Raw genomic sequence first — 16,447 nt, forward strand, 5'->3', positions numbered from 1 at the left:
GCCGCTTTCACCAGTAATCCAAGGAGCACAACCATGCCCAAGTTGACTGGCAGCCAAGTGGTTGCCCAAACGCTGAAGAACTACGGCGTCGAATACGTCGCCGGTATTCCTGGCCACGGCATCTGGACCCTCACCGACGCCTTCCTCGAGGAAGAGTCGCAGATCAAGTTCATCCAGGTGTTCCACGAGCAGAGCGCCGTGCACCTGGCCGACGGTTACTACCGCGTCTCCGGCAAGCCGATGGCCGCCGTGACCTCCATCGGCGCCGGCGCGAGCAACACCGTGATCGGCATGGCCACCGCCTTCACCGATTCCACCAGCCTGATGCTGATCACCGGTGGCCCGCCCACCCACATGCGTGGCCACGGTCTGCTGCAGGAGCTGGAGCGCTACACCGACAACGACTTCCCGAAGATCGCCGAAGCCGTGTCCAAGCGCCACTGGGTCGCCACCCGCGTGGAGGAAATGCCCTTCATCATGCACCGTGCCTGGAGCTCGATGATGACCGGCCGCCCCGGCCCGGTGCATATCGAGATCCCGATGGACGTCCAGGCCGAAGCGGCCGAGGTGAACCTGCACGCGATCGAAGAGCGGGTACCGGTGGGCAAGGTGTTCCCGGATCCGGCGGCGGTCGCCAAGGCCGCCGAGGTGCTGCGTGAAGCCCGGCGTCCGGTGATGGTCATCGGCGGTGGCGTGATCACCGGCGAAGCCTGGAACGAAGTGCTGGCCCTGGCCGAGCTGTGGCAGATTCCGGTGGTGACCACCTGGAACGGCAAGAGCGGCTTCCCCGAGGACCATGCCCTGTTCGCCGGCAGCGTCGGCCAGACCGGCACCCTGTGCGGCAACGCGATGGCCTCCAGTGCCGACGTGATCCTCGCCGTGGGCTGCCGCTTCACCGACTGGTCGTCCTCCAGCTACGCCAAGGGCGTCACCTTCTCGATCCCGCCGGGCAAGCTGATCCACATCGACATCGACCCGCACGAGATCGGCAAGAACTACCCGGTGACCGTGGGCATCGTCTCCGATGCCAAGTACGCCCTGGGCCATCTGGTCGACGCCCTCAACGGCGAGACCGTCGACCGCACCGAATACCTGCAGGACCTGGCCGCACGTCAGGCCGAGTGGGAAGAGAAGCTGGCCACCCGCCGTGACTCCGACCGCTTCCCGTTCACCTCGCAGCGCCCGCTCGGTGCCCTGCGCAAGGTGTTCCCGCGCGACACCATCGTGGTGGTCGGCTCGGGCAACACCCAGGGTGCGGTGAAGCAGACCTTCCCGGTCTACCAGCCGCGGACCCACCTGACCTCCGGCGGCTTCTCGTCGATGGGTTGGGCGGTACCGGCGGCGATCGGCGCCAAGCTGGCCGCGCCGAACCAGCCGGTGGTGTGCATCCTCGGTGACGGCGACTTCCTGATGACCAACCAGGAGATCGCCATCTGCAAGACCAACGGGATTCCGGTGGTGTTCATCATCCAGAACAACGCTGGCTACATGTCGATCCGCGGCGGCCAGCGCAAGCAGACCAGCCGCCACATCGGCACCGAGTTCAACACCCCGGATGGCGAACCCTATTCGCCGGACTACAAGGCGCTGGGCGAATCCTTCGGTCTGCGCTCCTGGCGCGTGGAACGGCCGGAGGACCTGGAGCCGATCCTGCAGCAGGCCCTGGAGTGCAACGAGCCGGTGCTGATCGAAGTGCCCACCGACCGCGATGCCGCCGGGCCCTGGGTGCCGGGCTGGTGGGACTTCCCCATCCCCGAGTACATCACCGACGAACGCCAGGACGAGTACTGGCAGCTGCGCAACTCTGAACAACACTTGTAATGAACGAGTAAGCCCCGATGAGCGATATGCTTTTTTCGACTCACTCAGCGCAGGAACCACAACAGGAGGCGCCGGTCAGCCGGCGCTCCCTGTCGCTGGTCGAGCCTGATGAAAACGGCCTGGTGACCTGTGATGTCCTGGTCATTGGCTCCGGCATGGGCGGCTCGACCTTCGCCCATGCCTTGCGTAACCAGGGGCTGTCAGTAGTCGTGGTTGAGCGCGGCGATTTTCTGCCTCGCGAGATCCAGAACTGGAGCGCCGAGGCCGTATTTGGTGAGGGACGCTACCGCAATGCCGAGAAATGGCTGGATGACCACAACCAGCCCTTCTCGCCGGGTGTCTTCTACTACGTCGGCGGCAATACCAAGTTCTACGGCGCCATGCTGCCGCGCTTCCGCGAGGAAGACTTTGGCGAGATCCGCCATGCCGAGGGCATTTCCCCCGCATGGCCCATCAGTTATGCGGAAATGGAGCCGTATTACTGCGAGGCCGAAGCCTTGTACAAGGTGCACGGTGCCGCCGGTCAGGATCCAACCGACCCCTGGCGATCCAAGCCTTACCCCTCACCGGCATTGGAACATGACCCTGCCCTGAAAGACCTTGCGCAGAGCATGCGCAAGGCCGGCCTCCATCCCTTTGCCATGCCAGCGGCGGTGGACTACGGCCCCGACCGTGCCTGTGTGCTGTGCTCTACCTGCGACGGCTACCCATGCCTGGTAGACGCAAAAGGCGACGCCGAGATTTCGGCGCTGCGCCCTGCCCTTCAAGGCACCGACGTTCGTCTGCTGACTCGCACCAAGATTGAACGCCTGCATACCTCCGAGGATGGACTCCGAGTCACCGAGGCGGAAGGCGTCCGCGATGGGGAAACAATCCGAATCCGAGCCCAGCGATTTGCCCTGGCCTGCGGCGCGGTGAACAGCGCCACCTTGCTGCTGAAATCCGCCAATGCGCAGCATCCCACGGGGCTCGGCAATAGCTCGGGGCTGGTCGGTAGAAATTACATGGTGCACAACAGCACCTTCCTGGTGGCAGTGGACCCGCGCCGGGAAAACAAGGTGATGTTCCAGAAAACCCTGGCATTGAACGACTGGTACCACGCCTCCAAGGACAGCGTATTCCCGCTCGGGAACGTGCAGATGCTCGGCAAGATCCGCGAACCCATGATCTCGGGAATGCGCCCCTGGGTGCCCAAGATGGTGTCGCGCTACCTCACCAATCACAGCGTCGACCTCTACCTCACTTCCGAGGACCTGCCGACACCGGAGAACCGCGTGGAGTACGACGCGGAACAAAAGGCCATCAAGGTTTTCTGGAAGCCGAACAACCTTAAGGCCCACGAGCGCCTGGTGGAGAAAACCTCTGCGCTGATGCGTTACGCCGGCTACCCACTGGTACTCACGGAGCGCATGGGAATTGGCACCAACTCCCACCAATGCGGCACCGCAGTGATGGGCAATGACAGTAGTCGGAGCGTACTGGACAGGAACTGCAAGATGCACGACCTTGAGAATCTCTGGGTAGTGGACAGCTCTTCCTTCCCCTCCTCCGCTGCCGTCAACCCCGCGCTGACCATTGCAGCCAATGCCCTGCGAGTCGCTGCCTCCTTCACCGGCCCCACTACCTGACCGCCCATCTTGGCGGGCCGAGGGGTGCGCTTGCGCCCGGATACCGCCCAGATGCACTACGGATATTGTTGAAAGAACATGAACAAGAGAGACAACACCCTGGTCACCCCCCGCATCCGCAGGGCGCGCATCGCGACCTTCGCCGGTTTCATGATGGTGGGCGCAATGATGTACATCTGGTCGACCGGCGTCAGCGCGTTCCGAGAGCAGTTGGGGCTTTCCGGTAGCCTCGGTGACGGGCACTTCGGCATGATCGCGCTCGGAATCGGCGTCGGTGCAGCGGCTGGATCCTTCCTGGTAGGCCGCTTCATCGACGTGCTCGGCGCCAAACGGGTGATCTACGCCACGGCGGTCATCTACCCGCTGTCGATCATCCCGCTGGGCTTCGTCACCGGATTCTGGTTTGCGCTGGCGTTCGGAGTGATCCTGGGGCTCTTCCGTGGCGCCATCGACACGGCGCTCAACACACATGGTATCCAGGTCGAGCGCTTCTACCGTCGACCGATCCTGGCGGCCTTCCATGCCTTTTATTCTCTGGGCGGGTTCCTGGTGGGCATGGTGGGCAGCCTGTTCGCCGCGCACTACACCCAAAGCGCGGCTGTGCCTTTCACCGCGCTGGGAGGCGCCATGCTGGTGATCGGCTGCCTCGTCGGCCATTTCATGCTGGACAAGCATGACGTGCCCGAGCTGCCCAACGCCGTGGATCCGCAATCCAGCGCTGGTGCCAGCGTCACCGCCGGTAACCCCTGGCAGATGGTCCTGCTGATGATCGGTTTCGGCATCCTGCTACTGGGCAGCATGGTCGGCGAAGGTGCTGTCGCGGACTGGGGGCAGGAGTATGCGCGTCGCGAATTGGGTACCAGCACCTCGCTGGCCGGCATGGCCGTATCGGTGTTCGTTGGAGCGGAGTGTTTCGGCCGCCTGATCGGTGATCGCATCGCCGAACGCCTGGGCGCCCCGCAGGTGGTGTTCGGCAGCGCGGTACTGGCCGTCGCCGGCCTGCTGTTGACCATGATCGGCGGTACCGCCATGAGCGGCCTCATCGGCTTCGGCCTGTTCGGCCTGGGGCTGGCGTGCATCGCTCCGCTGATGCTCTCCAGCGCCGGCCGCAAGGACCCTGCCAACGCTGGCCGTAACATCGGCATCGTCAACGGCATCGGCTACTCCGGCATGCTGCTCGGGCCGGCGGCTATTGCGGCCGTGGTCAACTACTTCGGCCTCAGTTATCTGCTTTACGCCCCACTGGTTCTGCTGACGCCGCTGGCCCTGTTCGGCCCCCTGCTGATGCGTTTCCACGACACGCCCTCGGCCGAGGCTGCCGAGCCGAACGCGGCTCACCAGCCCCATCGCTGAATCAGGCTTCAGTCGAGCTTCCGGGTCGAGGTCCGCACCACCAGTTGGGTCTGGAACATCTTGCGCTTCGGCGGTTCCGACTCGGCCGGTGGTGAGTTCAGCAGGTCCACCAGGAAGCGCGCCGCATACACCCCCTTCTCCACCAGGGGCTGACGGATGGTCGTAAGCCCCACTGCCCCGGCTTCGGAAATGTCGTCGAATCCGATGATCGAAATGTCCTCAGGTACCCGCATCTGCAGTGCCTGCGCCGCGTTCATGCTGGCGAGGGCCATGACATCCGAACAGGCGACGATGGCCGTCAACGGATACTTGTTCAGCAGACTCGCCGCGGCGGCCTGCCCGACCGTCGAATCGAATCCACCGGCCTCGACGATATGAAGGTCCTCGAACGCGAGACCCGCTTCGGCCGCCTCCTCGATGTAACCGGTGAGCCGTTCGCGCACAATCATTTCGGTCGACGAGCGGAAACGCTTCAGGTCCACCTCACCCCGATGGTTATCAGGGTTGAGACGGTCAATGACGATACCGATGCGGCGATGGCCAAGGTCCAGCAGATGGCGCATCTGCTGCCGCGCCGCGCCACGGTCGTCAATCCCCACATAGTGGGCGCCCTCGATCATGGGCGAATCGACCACAACGAAAGGAATCTTCTGCTGGATCACCGCCTTCACCATCGGGTGGTCGTCCGGCATGGTCGGGATGATCAGGCCGTCCACCAAGCCGCGCACGGCCAAGCTCGCATGGCCGGACTTGCCGTCATCGCTCTGGATGCGCCGGTTGTTCAGCGGGAACAACGTCAGCGCCACATTGGACAACTCGCCGATCTCGCCAATGCCCCGCATCAGGGCGATCATCGAGGGATCGGCGAAGGCGTAGGACAGCTTGTCCATCACCATCAGCCCGATGGCGCCGACCTTACCCGAGCGCAGGCTGCGCCCCATGATGTTCGGCCCTGGGTACCCCAGCTTCTCAGCGACCGCGAGGATGTGCTCGCGCTGCGCGACGGAGAGCTTGTTGGGCTTGTTGTAGGCATAGGAAACCGCCGGCTGGGAAACGCCGGCGGCCAGTGCCACATCCTTCATCGAAACCATTGCCGATCTCGTCAACCACTTTCGTGGAATTCAGTTCCTTTTCGACGGAATTGCACCACAGATGCACTCAACTCGCATCGCGATTCCGCCCTGTCTGGCTGGATAACCTATCACGAGGCGATCGGGCACAGGATCCCCGATCCCGGAAAAGCCACGCCGCGCGACACTCTCATCACGGTCGATACCCTGATCAACCCAGCGCACCGCGCTACCCGGCAGCCCTCGCATCGCCCCACAGCCGGGCCGGCGATCTTACCTCAGTCCCCAAGTTGTACCGCACGACACCGAGCACGCGGGACTCGCACATGCCCATCTCGGTGAACCTTAATCCCTGTCGAAGGAAAAACACCTTGAGCCAATTACTTGAGAACGCCCATGCCGTCCTGCTGCCCGCATTCGCAACGCTGGAGCTCGACCGAACCGTGCTGAGTTTCCTTGAAAAGGGCGGCGTCTCGATCCTGCTGGGTGAAAGCCGCGCGGAGTATCTCGCCCGCGCCATGTGCGCCGAGCGCAGGGCGCGTGAGGCCGCAGCGGATTTCCGCAAGGTCACCCGCCTGGCCCGCCAGCATGCCCGAGGGAATCTGCTCGTCGCCATCGACCAAGAACTGGGCGGCATTCAGCGGCTGCACGATCTGGTCCCGCCCCTGCCCTCTGCAATTGAAGCCCAGGACTGGTCCGCCTCGGCCATCGCCACCCGCTCATCCGAGGTGGCCACAGTGGCTCGCCAGCTGGGCATCAATCTGTTCCTTGCCCCCATCGTCGATGTCGTGACCGGCGAGAACCCCTGGCTGTCGAACCGGACCCTGGGACAGATACCGGAAGTAGTGCGCCGCGTTTCCTGCGCGTTCGTCGATGGGGTTCAGGCCGCCGGCGTCGCAGCTGCTGCCAAGCACTTCCCCGGTCACCCCGTGACGGCGCTGGACCCGGCCGTGCACGAGGCGATTGTCTGCGGCTCAGCCCAGGAGCTTCAGCTCAGTCTGGATCAGTTCCGCGACGTCATTGCGCGGGGCGTCAAGGCCGTCATGGTCGGCCCGGCACTGGTGCCCGCCATCGACGCCCGGGAGCCCTCGAGTACGTCGCGGGCGACAATCACCCTGCTCCGCGAGCAATTGGGCTTCGACGGCCTGATCATTTCCGATGACCTGGATGCGCCCGGCATCCTGCGAGGCCGCACGATCCAACAGGTGGCCGTAGCCTCGATTGCGGCAGGCGCCGACCTCCTCCTGCTGTCCAGTGAGTCCGGTCTCGATGCCGTGGCGGCGGCCCTGGTCGACGCAGTCAGGAAAGGTGAAATCACCGAAGATCGCCTGGCCGAAGCGGCGGCTCGAGTCCGCGCACTGGCCGACGCATTCGGGATCGACAACTGATACTTGTCGAGCTTCAGAAAGAGAAGAACGCCGCACCGCTGGGTAAACAGCGGTGCGGCGCAATCAGGCGGGAACCCTTAGGCGGTGAGGTCAGGCTGGCGCGCAACAGCGTGCGTCAGCGGCGCGGATGCGCCATTGCGGATCATGTCGGCCGCCTTCTCACCGATCATGATGCAGACGGCGTTCGGGTTCCCGGACACCAGCGTCGGCATGATGGAGGCATCCGCGACACGCAGACCCTCGATGCCATGCACCCGCAGGTCCGGCCCGACTACCGAATCGCCACCCTGCCCCATACGGCAGGTGCCAGAGGGATGCAGGGCGGCATGGGCTTCCTGATGGCAGAACTTGCGCATCTGGTCGCGGGTCCTGACCGTTCCCTCCGGCACGTGACGACGTGCGATGAACGGCTTGAACGCCGGTTGCGCCATGATCTCCTCGCCGACCATGCAGCCATCCACCAAGGCGTCCAGGTCATAGGGATCGGAGAAGTAGTTCGGCACGATTCGGGGCGGCTGCTTCGGATCGGCTCCATTGAGCTCCACGAAACCTCTCGAACGCGGGCGAATCTGCCCCAGGTTCAACGTGCATCCGTTGCCCCCCGGTACCGAATCGACACCCTCTTCGATTCCTGCACCGACCACCATGAAGTACTGGATGTCCGGAGTTGCCTGCGCCTTGTCACCCCACCAGAAGGCACCGCCCTCGATCAGGTTGGATGCCGCCGGGCCCTGGCGGAACAAGGCATACTGTAAGCCGGCGACCGCCTTCCAGAAGGGCTTCTTGTACTTGTCGTAGCTGTGCGGCCCGGTCAGCTCGTAGATCAGCGAGATCTCGATGTGATCCTGCAGGTTCTGGCCGACACCCGGCAGGTCACGGACGACCTCGATGCCATGCTTCTGCAGGTGGGCGGCCGGCCCGATGCCCGAGAGCATCAGCAGGCGTGGCGAGTTGATGGCGCCGGCCGAGAGGATGATTTCTTTCTCGGCGAAGATCTGCTGCCGCTGGCCATTCTCGATGTACTCGACACCCTTGGCCCGGTTTTCCTGCATCAGGATGCGCTCCACCCGGCACCCCGTCTTCACCGTGAGATTCTTGCGGCCTCGGGCCGGCGCCAGGTAGGCCGTCGCCGCGCTGCTGCGAAAACCATTCTTTGCGGTGATCTGGTAAAGGCCACAACCAGCCGGATCGCCGCTGTTGAAGTCCGGGTTGTAAGGCAAGCCATATTGCTGGCAGGCCTTCAGCCAGACCTTGGTCAGCGGGTGCACGTATCGCGCGTCGGAAACCCCCAGCGGACCGCCCGTTCCATGCACCGCGTTGCAGAATCGCTCGTTGTCTTCGGCCTTCTTGAAGTACGGCAATACGTCACGGTACGACCAGCCCGTCGCGCCCAGCTCGGCCCAGCCGTCGTAGTCCTGCGGCACACCGCGGATATAGATCATCGCGTTGACCGAACTGCCACCTCCCAGCACGCTGGCTTGCACCATGGTCGGTGCGTCGCTGCGCGCCTGCTCTGAGGTCGGCTCCCAGGCATAGCGCTTGAGCAGCGGGCCCTGGGCGGTCTTGTAGTAAGCACCGGGAATGTGGATATAGGGGTTGCGGTCCCGCGGACCTTCCTCGAACAGGACGACCGTAGCGGACGGATCTTCGCTGAGCCTCGACGCGATGGTGCAGCCCGTCGAGCCGCCCCCGATGACGATGTAATCAACCATGGACTTCTTTCAACCTCATTGCCAAAGGGAGCTCAGTGGCTCACCAGATGCTCAAGCAAAGCTTTCAGCTCACGCGCCACGGTGTAACTGTCTTGCTGCTGTTGCTTGCGACAGAACAGCTCGCAGCTCCACCAACCCTGGTAACCGGTCGCCTTGACGGCGTCGGCCCAGACCTGCAGATCGAGCACACCCTGGCCGGTGGGCACATCCCGCAATACCGCTTCGTCCGGAATGCCGCCTTCGAATGGCAGGGAATCGCAGACGTGGACGCCGTAGATGTGGCGCTTGTCCATTTTCGCAATGTCGTCCGGGGTATCGCCGGAGGTGTGGCAGTGCCAGAAGTCGATCACCATCCTGACGTTGTCGCGCTCGGCGCGATCGAGTAGTTCAACCTGCCGAGCGATTCCGCGCAGCGGGGTCCAGGACAGGGCTTCCAGATACAGGGTGAGGTCGAAGGTTCGGGCCAGGTCAGCCAGGCGCGTGATGTTCCTCGCGGTCAGGGCCAGTTGCTCCTCTTCGCCAAGCCCTTGCAGGCCGCTGTAGAGCGCTGAGCGCCCCTGACGGTTGAAGTCGATCACCGCCTGAACATTGATCGGACCGGTCAGGACCTGCACGCCTTTGGCACCTGCCGCATTGGCCAGGGAAAACAGTGCCTCAGCCTCCTGGAACAGTGCCTGGCTTTCGGCGCCTTGCCGCTCGATATTGGCCAGGTAGCCGACGCCGGGGATTTGCAGATCGCCGAGCAGCGCCTTCAGCTCCTGCTGGGTGAAGCCCGCATCGAGGTAGCTGGCCAGCTTGACGCTTGACGCCTCGAGCGCGTCGAAGCCGACGGCCCGGGCAATCTCGACGTCAGCGGCCAGGGTGCCGTGGCGGGAGACGGTCGAATGCAGTGCCAGGGTATGTCCGGAAAATGTCATCGCGGTTCCTCTTGTTATGGTTGTGTTCGGTCAGGTTTTCGCTTGGCCGCGCGGGACCAATGGGTGCGTGTGTGTCTGCCATATCAGTCGTGCGGCTCGCCCTTACCCGCAATGAGGCTCGGGTATCAGTCTTCGGGTCGTGGTCGTGGGCGAGGAAAGGCCACCCAGGATCGCGTCTGGCTGGATTGCAGGCAGACGCGCGAAAGCTCGACGCCCCGCAGGCCCTCGTGAATATCCGGGAGCGGAGCTGCTGTCGTGCTGCGCCACTCGCTGCCCGCGCTGAGCGCGTCGGCGAAATCCGCGTAGAGCACCGCCAGGGCTTCCAGATAGCCCTCGCTGCAGCCTGCTGGCAGGCTGGTGATTTCGAGCGTGTTTGCTGCGTTGTCACGCTGGCCACGGCGGTAGATCCGCTCAGCGCCGTCGGTTGGGGCGAAGCGCAGGGTTTCCGGCGATTCCTGGCTCCACTCCAGCGAAGCCTGACTGCCGACCACCTTGAAGCGCAGCCCATTGCGATGCCCCGGTGCGGCGAAGCTGGCCCACAGCAGACCTTCTGCGCCTCCATCGAACTCCAGCTGCGCGACGCAGTTGTCATCCAGCCGCCATCCCGGCACACGGGTGCTGAGCTTGGCACTGAGCTGGGTGCAGCGCTGGCCGCTGAGGAACTCCAGCAGGTTGAAGGCATGGGTGCCGATATCGCCGACGACGCCTGTGGGCCCGGCCTTGGCCGGATCACCGCGCCAGGCCAGGCTGTCGCTGAGGTCCGCAACACCGGGCGCCAGCCACTCCAGCAGGTATTCGACGTAGAGGAAGCGGATCTCGCCCAACTCGCCCGCAAGGATGCGGCTGCGGGCATCGCGGACCATGGGGTAGCCCAGGTAGGTGTATGTCAGCGCCAGGAAGGTATTGCGTCGCTCGGCGATGCACAGCAGCGCCTCGGCCTCTTCCACCCGGTGGACCAGGGGCTTGTCGCAGATGACCGGAATCCCGGCCTCGAGGAACGACCGGCAGGCTTCGTAGTGCAGGTGATTGGGCGTGACGATGACCGCCGCGTCGATCCGGTCGGCGCGCCCCGGCTCCGCGGCCGCCATGGCGGCCACGGAGGGATAGATGCGATCGGCGTCTACACCCAGTGCGAGCCCCGCTTCTCGGGACTTCGCCGGCGATGAGGAAAACACGCCGGCGACGATCTCGAAACGGTTGGACAGGCGCATTGCCGCACGATGGAAGCTAGCGAAGTAGGCACCCTGACCGCCGCCCACCATGCCGACGCGCAGGCGCTGTTTGCCGGGAATATCGCTCGTCAGCCTGGACACTTCTGCTTCTCCGAACACGGGTGGAATGGCGGATGAACCGTGATCGCGGGCGAACAGGTTGTGCTCCGTGGGGCCAGTATCCGGCGTCTGAAAAGGCCTCCTCAATTTCGCATACGGATTCGACATGACGCAGGGTGACGCACGACAAAGGAGCAAGGCGGCATCGCTGCGCCGTACTATGGGACGCCGATGACGCACCATCCCTCCGAGGCGGACAATTGAAGTCGTATACGGTCCGTGAAAGTGCGAACGGCCGGGGACACCTCAGCGGCAAAGCGGCGCATTTTCCTAATCCAGATGCACCACCGGGCGTCATGTGGATCTGGCAATACCTGTTGCATGTGCAAAAAAGCAAAAACCGTGGATCACCGAAGTGATCCACGGTACGGCAGATCGAGAACCTTGCCCCGCCGTATAGGGAGGCCCCTATCCGCCAGCACACTGCAGGCCGCTATGGCCGAATCAGAGATGCTGCTCCGAGTTGCGCAGCTGCCAGTACTCGTCCTGGCGTTCGTCGGTGATGTACTCGGGGATGGGGAAGTCCCACCAGCCCGGCACCCAGGGCCCGGCGGCATCGCGGTCGGTGGGCACTTCGATCAGCACCGGCTCGTTGCACTCCAGCGCCTGCTGCAGGATCGGCTCCAGGTCCTCCGGCCGTTCCACGCGCCAGGAGCGCAGGCCGAAGGATTCGCCCAGCGCCTTGTAGTCCGGCGAGTAGGGCTCGCCATCCGGGGTGTTGAACTCGGTGCCAATGTGGCGGCTGGTCTGCTTGCGCTGGCCACCGCGGATCGACATGTAGCCGGCGTTGTTCTGGATGATGAACACCACCGGAATGCCGTTGGTCTTGCAGATGGCGATCTCCTGGTTGGTCATCAGGAAGTCGCCGTCCCCGAGGATGCACACCACCGGCTGGTTCGGCGCGGCCAGCTTGGCGCCGATCGCCGCCGGCACCGCCCAGCCCATCGACGAGAAACCGCCGGAGGTCAGGTGGGTCCGCGGCTGGTAGACCGGGAAGGTCTGCTTCACCGCGCCCTGGGTGTTGCCCGAGCCGACCACCACGATGGTGTCGCGCGGGAACACCTTGCGCAGGGCGCCGAGCGGCCGCTGCGAGGTGAACGGGAAGCGGTCGGAGTCGCGGCGGGTGGCCAGCTTCTCCTCCCACTCGGCCTGACGCGCGGCCAGGTCCTGCAGGTATTCGGTGCGGTCGACGGTCTCGCCTTTGAGAGCGTCGACCAGGTGGCCCAGGGCGTACTTGGCGTCGGAGACGATGCCGACGGTCACCGGGTAGTTCTTGCCGATCTCGTGCGGGTCGATGTCGATGTGGATCAGCTTGCCCGGCGGGATCGAGAAGGTGACGCCCTTGGCGTAGCTGGAGGACGACCAGTCGGTGAAACGGCAACCCACGGCGAGGATCACGTCGGCGCTGGAGGCCATGGCGTTGCCGCACAGGGTGCCGGTCTGGCCGACGCTGCCGGCGAACAGTTTATGGTCCTCGGGGAAGCCGCTCTTGCCGTTCCAGGTGGTCACCACCGGGATCTGCCACAGCTCGGCCAGGGCCAGGACTTCGTTCCAGGCTTCGCCGGTGATCACGCCACCGCCGATGACCATCACCGGCCGCCGGGCTTCACGCAGCACCTCGGCCGCCTTGGCGACCGCCGCCGGGTCGGGGAACACCTTGCCCACCGGCACCCGCTCTTCGATCGCGTGCAGGTTCACCTCGGCCGCCTCGGCCTGGACGTCCATCGGGATCTCGATGTGCACCGGGCCGGGGCGGCCGGTCATCATCGAGCTCCAGGCACGGTGCATGATGAAGGGCATTTCCTCCACGCGGGTGGCGACCCAGTGGCGCTTGGACACGGCTTCGGCGATCTTCGGGAAGTCGTTGTCGGTGTAGCGCTCCAGCTCCTGCAGCAGGCCGTGGCCACGCATGTGGGTGGGCGGGCCACCGGTGATCAGCATCAGGCTGGTGGAGTCGGTGAAGGCGGTGGCCATGCCGATCACGGTGTTGCTCGCGCCGGCACCGATGGAGGTCACCGCCGCCATCGGCTTGCCGGAGACGCGGTAGTAGCCGTCGGCCAGGTGCACGGCGCTCTGCTCGTGGAACACCTGGATGAACTTGATCTGCGACTCTTCCTCGAGGAAGGCATCGGTGAGGGTCCAGATGCCGTGGCCGGGGATGCCGGCGACGTATTCGACGCCGTAGTTCTTCAGCGTTTGGGCAACCACTTGGCTGCCAGTCAATTTCTTCATGTGTGAATTCCTATCGTTATCAGGCTTCGGAGCAACAGCAGCCGCTCCGAAAGGTCCGAATCGCTGGCGTCAGAGGGCAGGCTCACCGAACGGCACGTCCTTCTTGCCGTAGCGGCGTACGCGCAGGTTGGCTTGCTCGGCATGGCCGACGAAGCCCTCCATCAGGCACAGACGCGAGCAGTACTCGCCGATCAGGGCGGAGGCCTCGTCGGTCAGTACGCGCTGGTAGGTGCAGGTCTTGATGTACTTGCCGACCCAGAGACCGCCGGTGTAGCGCGCCGCCTTGTTGGTGGGCAGGGTGTGGTTGGTACCGATCACCTTGTCGCCGTAGGAGACGTTGGTGCGCGGACCGACGAACAGGGCGCCGTAGTTGCTCAGGTTCTTCACGAAGAAATCGTCGTCGCGCGTCATGATCTGCACGTGCTCCGATGCGTACTCGTCGGAGAACTTGACCATCTCTTCAAACGACTCACAGAGGATGATCTCGCCGAAGTTCTCCCAGGCCTCACCGGCAATGGCAGCGGTCGGCAAAAGTTCGAGCAGTCGAGCGATTTCCTTCAGGGTGTCTTCCGCCAGTTCGCGGGAGGTGGTCAGCATGACTGCCGGCGAGTCCTTGCCGTGTTCGGCCTGGCCCAGCAGGTCGGTGGCGCAGAGTTCGCCGTCAACGCTGTCATCGGCGATCAGCAGCGTCTCGGTGGGACCCGCGAACAGGTCGATACCCACGCGGCCGAACAGCTGACGCTTGGCTTCTGCAACGTAGGCGTTGCCCGGTCCAACGATGATGTCGACCGGATCGATGGTGGCCGTGCCCAGCGCCATGGCGCCGACAGCCTGGATTCCGCCCAGGCAGTAGATGGCATCAGCGCCAGCAAGGTGCTGGGCGGCCACGATGTACGGCGCCGGTTTGCCCTGGAACGGCGGCGCTGCGGTCACAATGTTGCGCACGCCAGCGGACTTGGCCGTAACGATGGACATGTGTGCCGAAGCTAGCAGCGGGTACTTGCCACCCGGGACATAGCAGCCGGCGGCATTGACAGGGATGTGCTTGTGGCCAAGAACGACGCCCGGAATGCTTTCGATCTCGACATCAAGCATGGACTTGCGCTGGGCATCAGCGAAGCGACGCACCTGGGCCTGGGCGAACAGGATGTCGTCGCGCTCACGGTCAGTCAGCTGAGACATGCACTGATCGATCTCGACCTGGCTCAGTCGATAGTCGCTACGGTCCCAGCCGTCGAACTTCACCGACAGCTCACGGACCGCAGCGTCGCCACGCTTTTCGATATCCAGCAGGATGCGCGATACATCCGCCTTGAGTTTGTCGTTGTCAGCAGCCTGCTGCTCCGTCGGTTTCGCCTTCTTGATCCACTCAGCCATCACATCACCTTTCTTGTAGGGAGCAGGAAGCCCTCACACCTGAACAAGGAGTGCTTCAGGTGCGGCTTATCTGCGGATTACGGGGAAATATTGGGGGGTTGGAAGGCCCCTTTAGTGCGCCATCCCGGTCAACCAACCCCGGAGGCGACGCCAAGCTGAAGCCCACCTCAACCGAGGCAGAAACTCACTGCCGGAGCAGCGGGATGCAACATCAGTCGGGAGCGTCATGCAGGCCACCATTGGTCGAGGGCAGTGCCGTTCGTGCGTCATTTGTCAGGGCAGCTTCAGCTCGCCCTGTGAGCCACAACATACGGCGACCCCATGCCCCCCTCAATTTCTCAAGCGAGCAGGACTTGACGCACAATGACGCACTAGATCGAAAAATGTGCGGCACAACGTCTCGAAATCCCCTCTGGCATGGCCTGCTGTTGCACAGCCGACATCACACCGCGACTGATGAGGAGAAAATTTCAGGGAAGGAGAGGTGGAGACATCACTTGGCAGCGATGCCTCAATGCGAAGGCGTTACCTGGTGCGCCGAGAGACGGCTCAGGCGGAATCTATGGAGGTGTTGCCGGAGTTCAGGTAGATGATGACCTCCTTGGGGATGGACGGATCGTTCGGCGGGAGCACAGTGGCCCTGCGGATATTCGCCTTGCGAATGAGCCCCTTTCCCACGAAGTTCATGGCCACCTTCGCAGCAACCGGCTGCCGCATCATGGTCGCCGCGATCCCGCTGGTGACACCGAAGATGTACTTCCTGGAGCTCCGACTGACGGCGGCCAGATTGCTGAAGGTCATCTCGTTCTTCTGGATGGTTTCGAAGTCGACGGAGAAAATCCGCCCGGCAATCAGGAAGCTCAGGCCGTGGTACTTGAAGAGGTAATCCATCTTCCCGGTACCGTCCATGCTCGGGAAGCGCTCCACGTAATAGTGCATCAGCATGCCGTCACGTTCGTAGATGCAGAAGATCGAGCGCACGATCTGGCCGGGATAGATCGAAGAGTAGTGATAGCGCTCGTAGATGCCGGTGATATCGCTGTGCCGGGACTCCCCTGCCCTCATCATTTCATTGATGAACATGAGCATCTTCGGCGACTGGATGACGCTTCGGAACAGATGGAAGTGGCCACCCTCCATCATCGAGCGGAAGTCGTTCGGATTGGAGAACAGCACATCTTCGCTCAGCCCGAAGAAGCTGGCGATCGCCCGCAGATTACTCTGCGAGGGAGCATGCGTCCCGGCCAGGTACTTGTTGAACTGCTGGCGGTTGATGCCGATCTTGCGGCACATCTCGGAGACTGTGCCGGCCCGCTCACACAGTGTTCTGAGGTTCTCAGGAAGGAACGGATCCTTATCCATGTCGTCTGGTTGCCTTAGCTTGCAGCAGGGATATCGTCGACTACGCGGCAGCAGCGCTTCGGCACACCAAAGAAGCTGCGTCAGCTGCGCCATTCATTTCAGTCTATTGCGTCAGATTGAGAAATCAATCGTTGCCAGTGGAGCAGCACAGCTCACTGATTCGTGCGGGACACATGTGTCGTCCGCCTGGAAGTAGGGATATCTCAATCGGATCGCTATAACTGGAGGCGGGCACCGGCGCAAAGCTGGGAGGAAA

11 protein-coding genes are annotated in these 16,447 nt (G+C 63.5%); 4 read left to right on the top strand and 7 right to left on the bottom strand.

The genetic code is table 11. The features are described from left to right. The first annotated feature begins 33 nt into the window (after positions 1 to 33). The 3 genes from ACFW0H_RS24920 (at position 34) to ACFW0H_RS24930 (ending at position 4,802) form a co-directional block, all read left to right on the top strand. Entirely contained in the window at positions 34 to 1,821 is a 1,788-nt protein-coding gene (locus ACFW0H_RS24920; RefSeq protein WP_422916528.1) for a thiamine pyrophosphate-binding protein, read from the top strand. 17 nt (positions 1,822 to 1,838) lie between these two features. Further along, positions 1,839 to 3,449, top strand: a complete 1,611-nt coding sequence (locus ACFW0H_RS24925; protein ID WP_422916529.1) for a GMC oxidoreductase — start codon at positions 1,839 to 1,841, stop codon at positions 3,447 to 3,449. 78 nt (positions 3,450 to 3,527) lie between these two features. Further along, positions 3,528 to 4,802, top strand: a complete 1,275-nt coding sequence (locus tag ACFW0H_RS24930; RefSeq protein ID WP_422916530.1) for an MFS transporter — start codon at positions 3,528 to 3,530, stop codon at positions 4,800 to 4,802. 8 nt (positions 4,803 to 4,810) lie between these two features. On the opposite strand, the gene ACFW0H_RS24935 is transcribed toward ACFW0H_RS24930, so the two are convergent. After that, entirely contained in the window at positions 4,811 to 5,884 is a 1,074-nt protein-coding gene (locus ACFW0H_RS24935) for a LacI family DNA-binding transcriptional regulator (RefSeq protein WP_422916594.1), read from the bottom strand. 359 nt (positions 5,885 to 6,243) lie between these two features. On the opposite strand from ACFW0H_RS24935, the gene ACFW0H_RS24940 reads away from it, so the two are divergent. Further along, positions 6,244 to 7,260: a glycoside hydrolase family 3 N-terminal domain-containing protein gene (locus ACFW0H_RS24940; RefSeq protein WP_422916531.1), complete on the top strand. Its 1,017-nt coding sequence runs from the start codon at positions 6,244 to 6,246 to the stop codon at positions 7,258 to 7,260. A 77-nt stretch (positions 7,261 to 7,337) separates the two neighbouring features. Here the strand turns inward: ACFW0H_RS24940 and ACFW0H_RS24945 are convergent, their stop codons facing one another. The 6 genes from ACFW0H_RS24945 to ACFW0H_RS24970 all read right to left on the bottom strand — a co-directional run bounded on the left by ACFW0H_RS24945 (position 7,338) and on the right by ACFW0H_RS24970 (position 16,284). Further along, complete coding sequence (locus ACFW0H_RS24945; RefSeq protein WP_422916532.1) at positions 7,338 to 8,972, bottom strand: GMC family oxidoreductase; 1,635 nt, start codon at positions 8,970 to 8,972, stop codon at positions 7,338 to 7,340. A 32-nt stretch (positions 8,973 to 9,004) separates the two neighbouring features. Then, the gene (locus tag ACFW0H_RS24950) at positions 9,005 to 9,889 is read right to left on the bottom strand and encodes a sugar phosphate isomerase/epimerase family protein (RefSeq protein ID WP_422916533.1); all 885 of its coding nucleotides are present in this window, start codon (positions 9,887 to 9,889) and stop codon (positions 9,005 to 9,007) included. A 125-nt stretch (positions 9,890 to 10,014) separates the two neighbouring features. Then, positions 10,015 to 11,202 carry a Gfo/Idh/MocA family protein gene (locus ACFW0H_RS24955; protein ID WP_422916534.1) on the bottom strand — a complete coding sequence of 396 codons (1,188 nt, stop codon included), beginning with the start codon at positions 11,200 to 11,202 and terminating at the stop codon, positions 10,015 to 10,017. Between the two features lie 462 nt (positions 11,203 to 11,664). Then, positions 11,665 to 13,452, bottom strand: a complete 1,788-nt coding sequence (locus ACFW0H_RS24960; protein WP_422916535.1) for a thiamine pyrophosphate-binding protein — start codon at positions 13,450 to 13,452, stop codon at positions 11,665 to 11,667. 69 nt (positions 13,453 to 13,521) lie between these two features. Further along, on the bottom strand, positions 13,522 to 14,829 hold the full coding sequence (gene hisD / locus ACFW0H_RS24965) for a histidinol dehydrogenase (RefSeq protein ID WP_422916536.1): 1,308 nt from the start codon (positions 14,827 to 14,829) through the stop codon (positions 13,522 to 13,524). Positions 14,830 to 15,378: 549 nt separating this feature from the next. Beyond that, the gene (locus ACFW0H_RS24970; protein ID WP_422916537.1) at positions 15,379 to 16,284 is read right to left on the bottom strand and encodes a helix-turn-helix domain-containing protein; all 906 of its coding nucleotides are present in this window, start codon (positions 16,282 to 16,284) and stop codon (positions 15,379 to 15,381) included. Positions 16,285 to 16,447: the final 163 nt, after the last annotated feature.

This window comes from Metapseudomonas cellulosilytica, assembly GCF_049334135.1.
Taxonomy (GTDB): domain Bacteria; phylum Pseudomonadota; class Gammaproteobacteria; order Pseudomonadales; family Pseudomonadaceae; genus Metapseudomonas.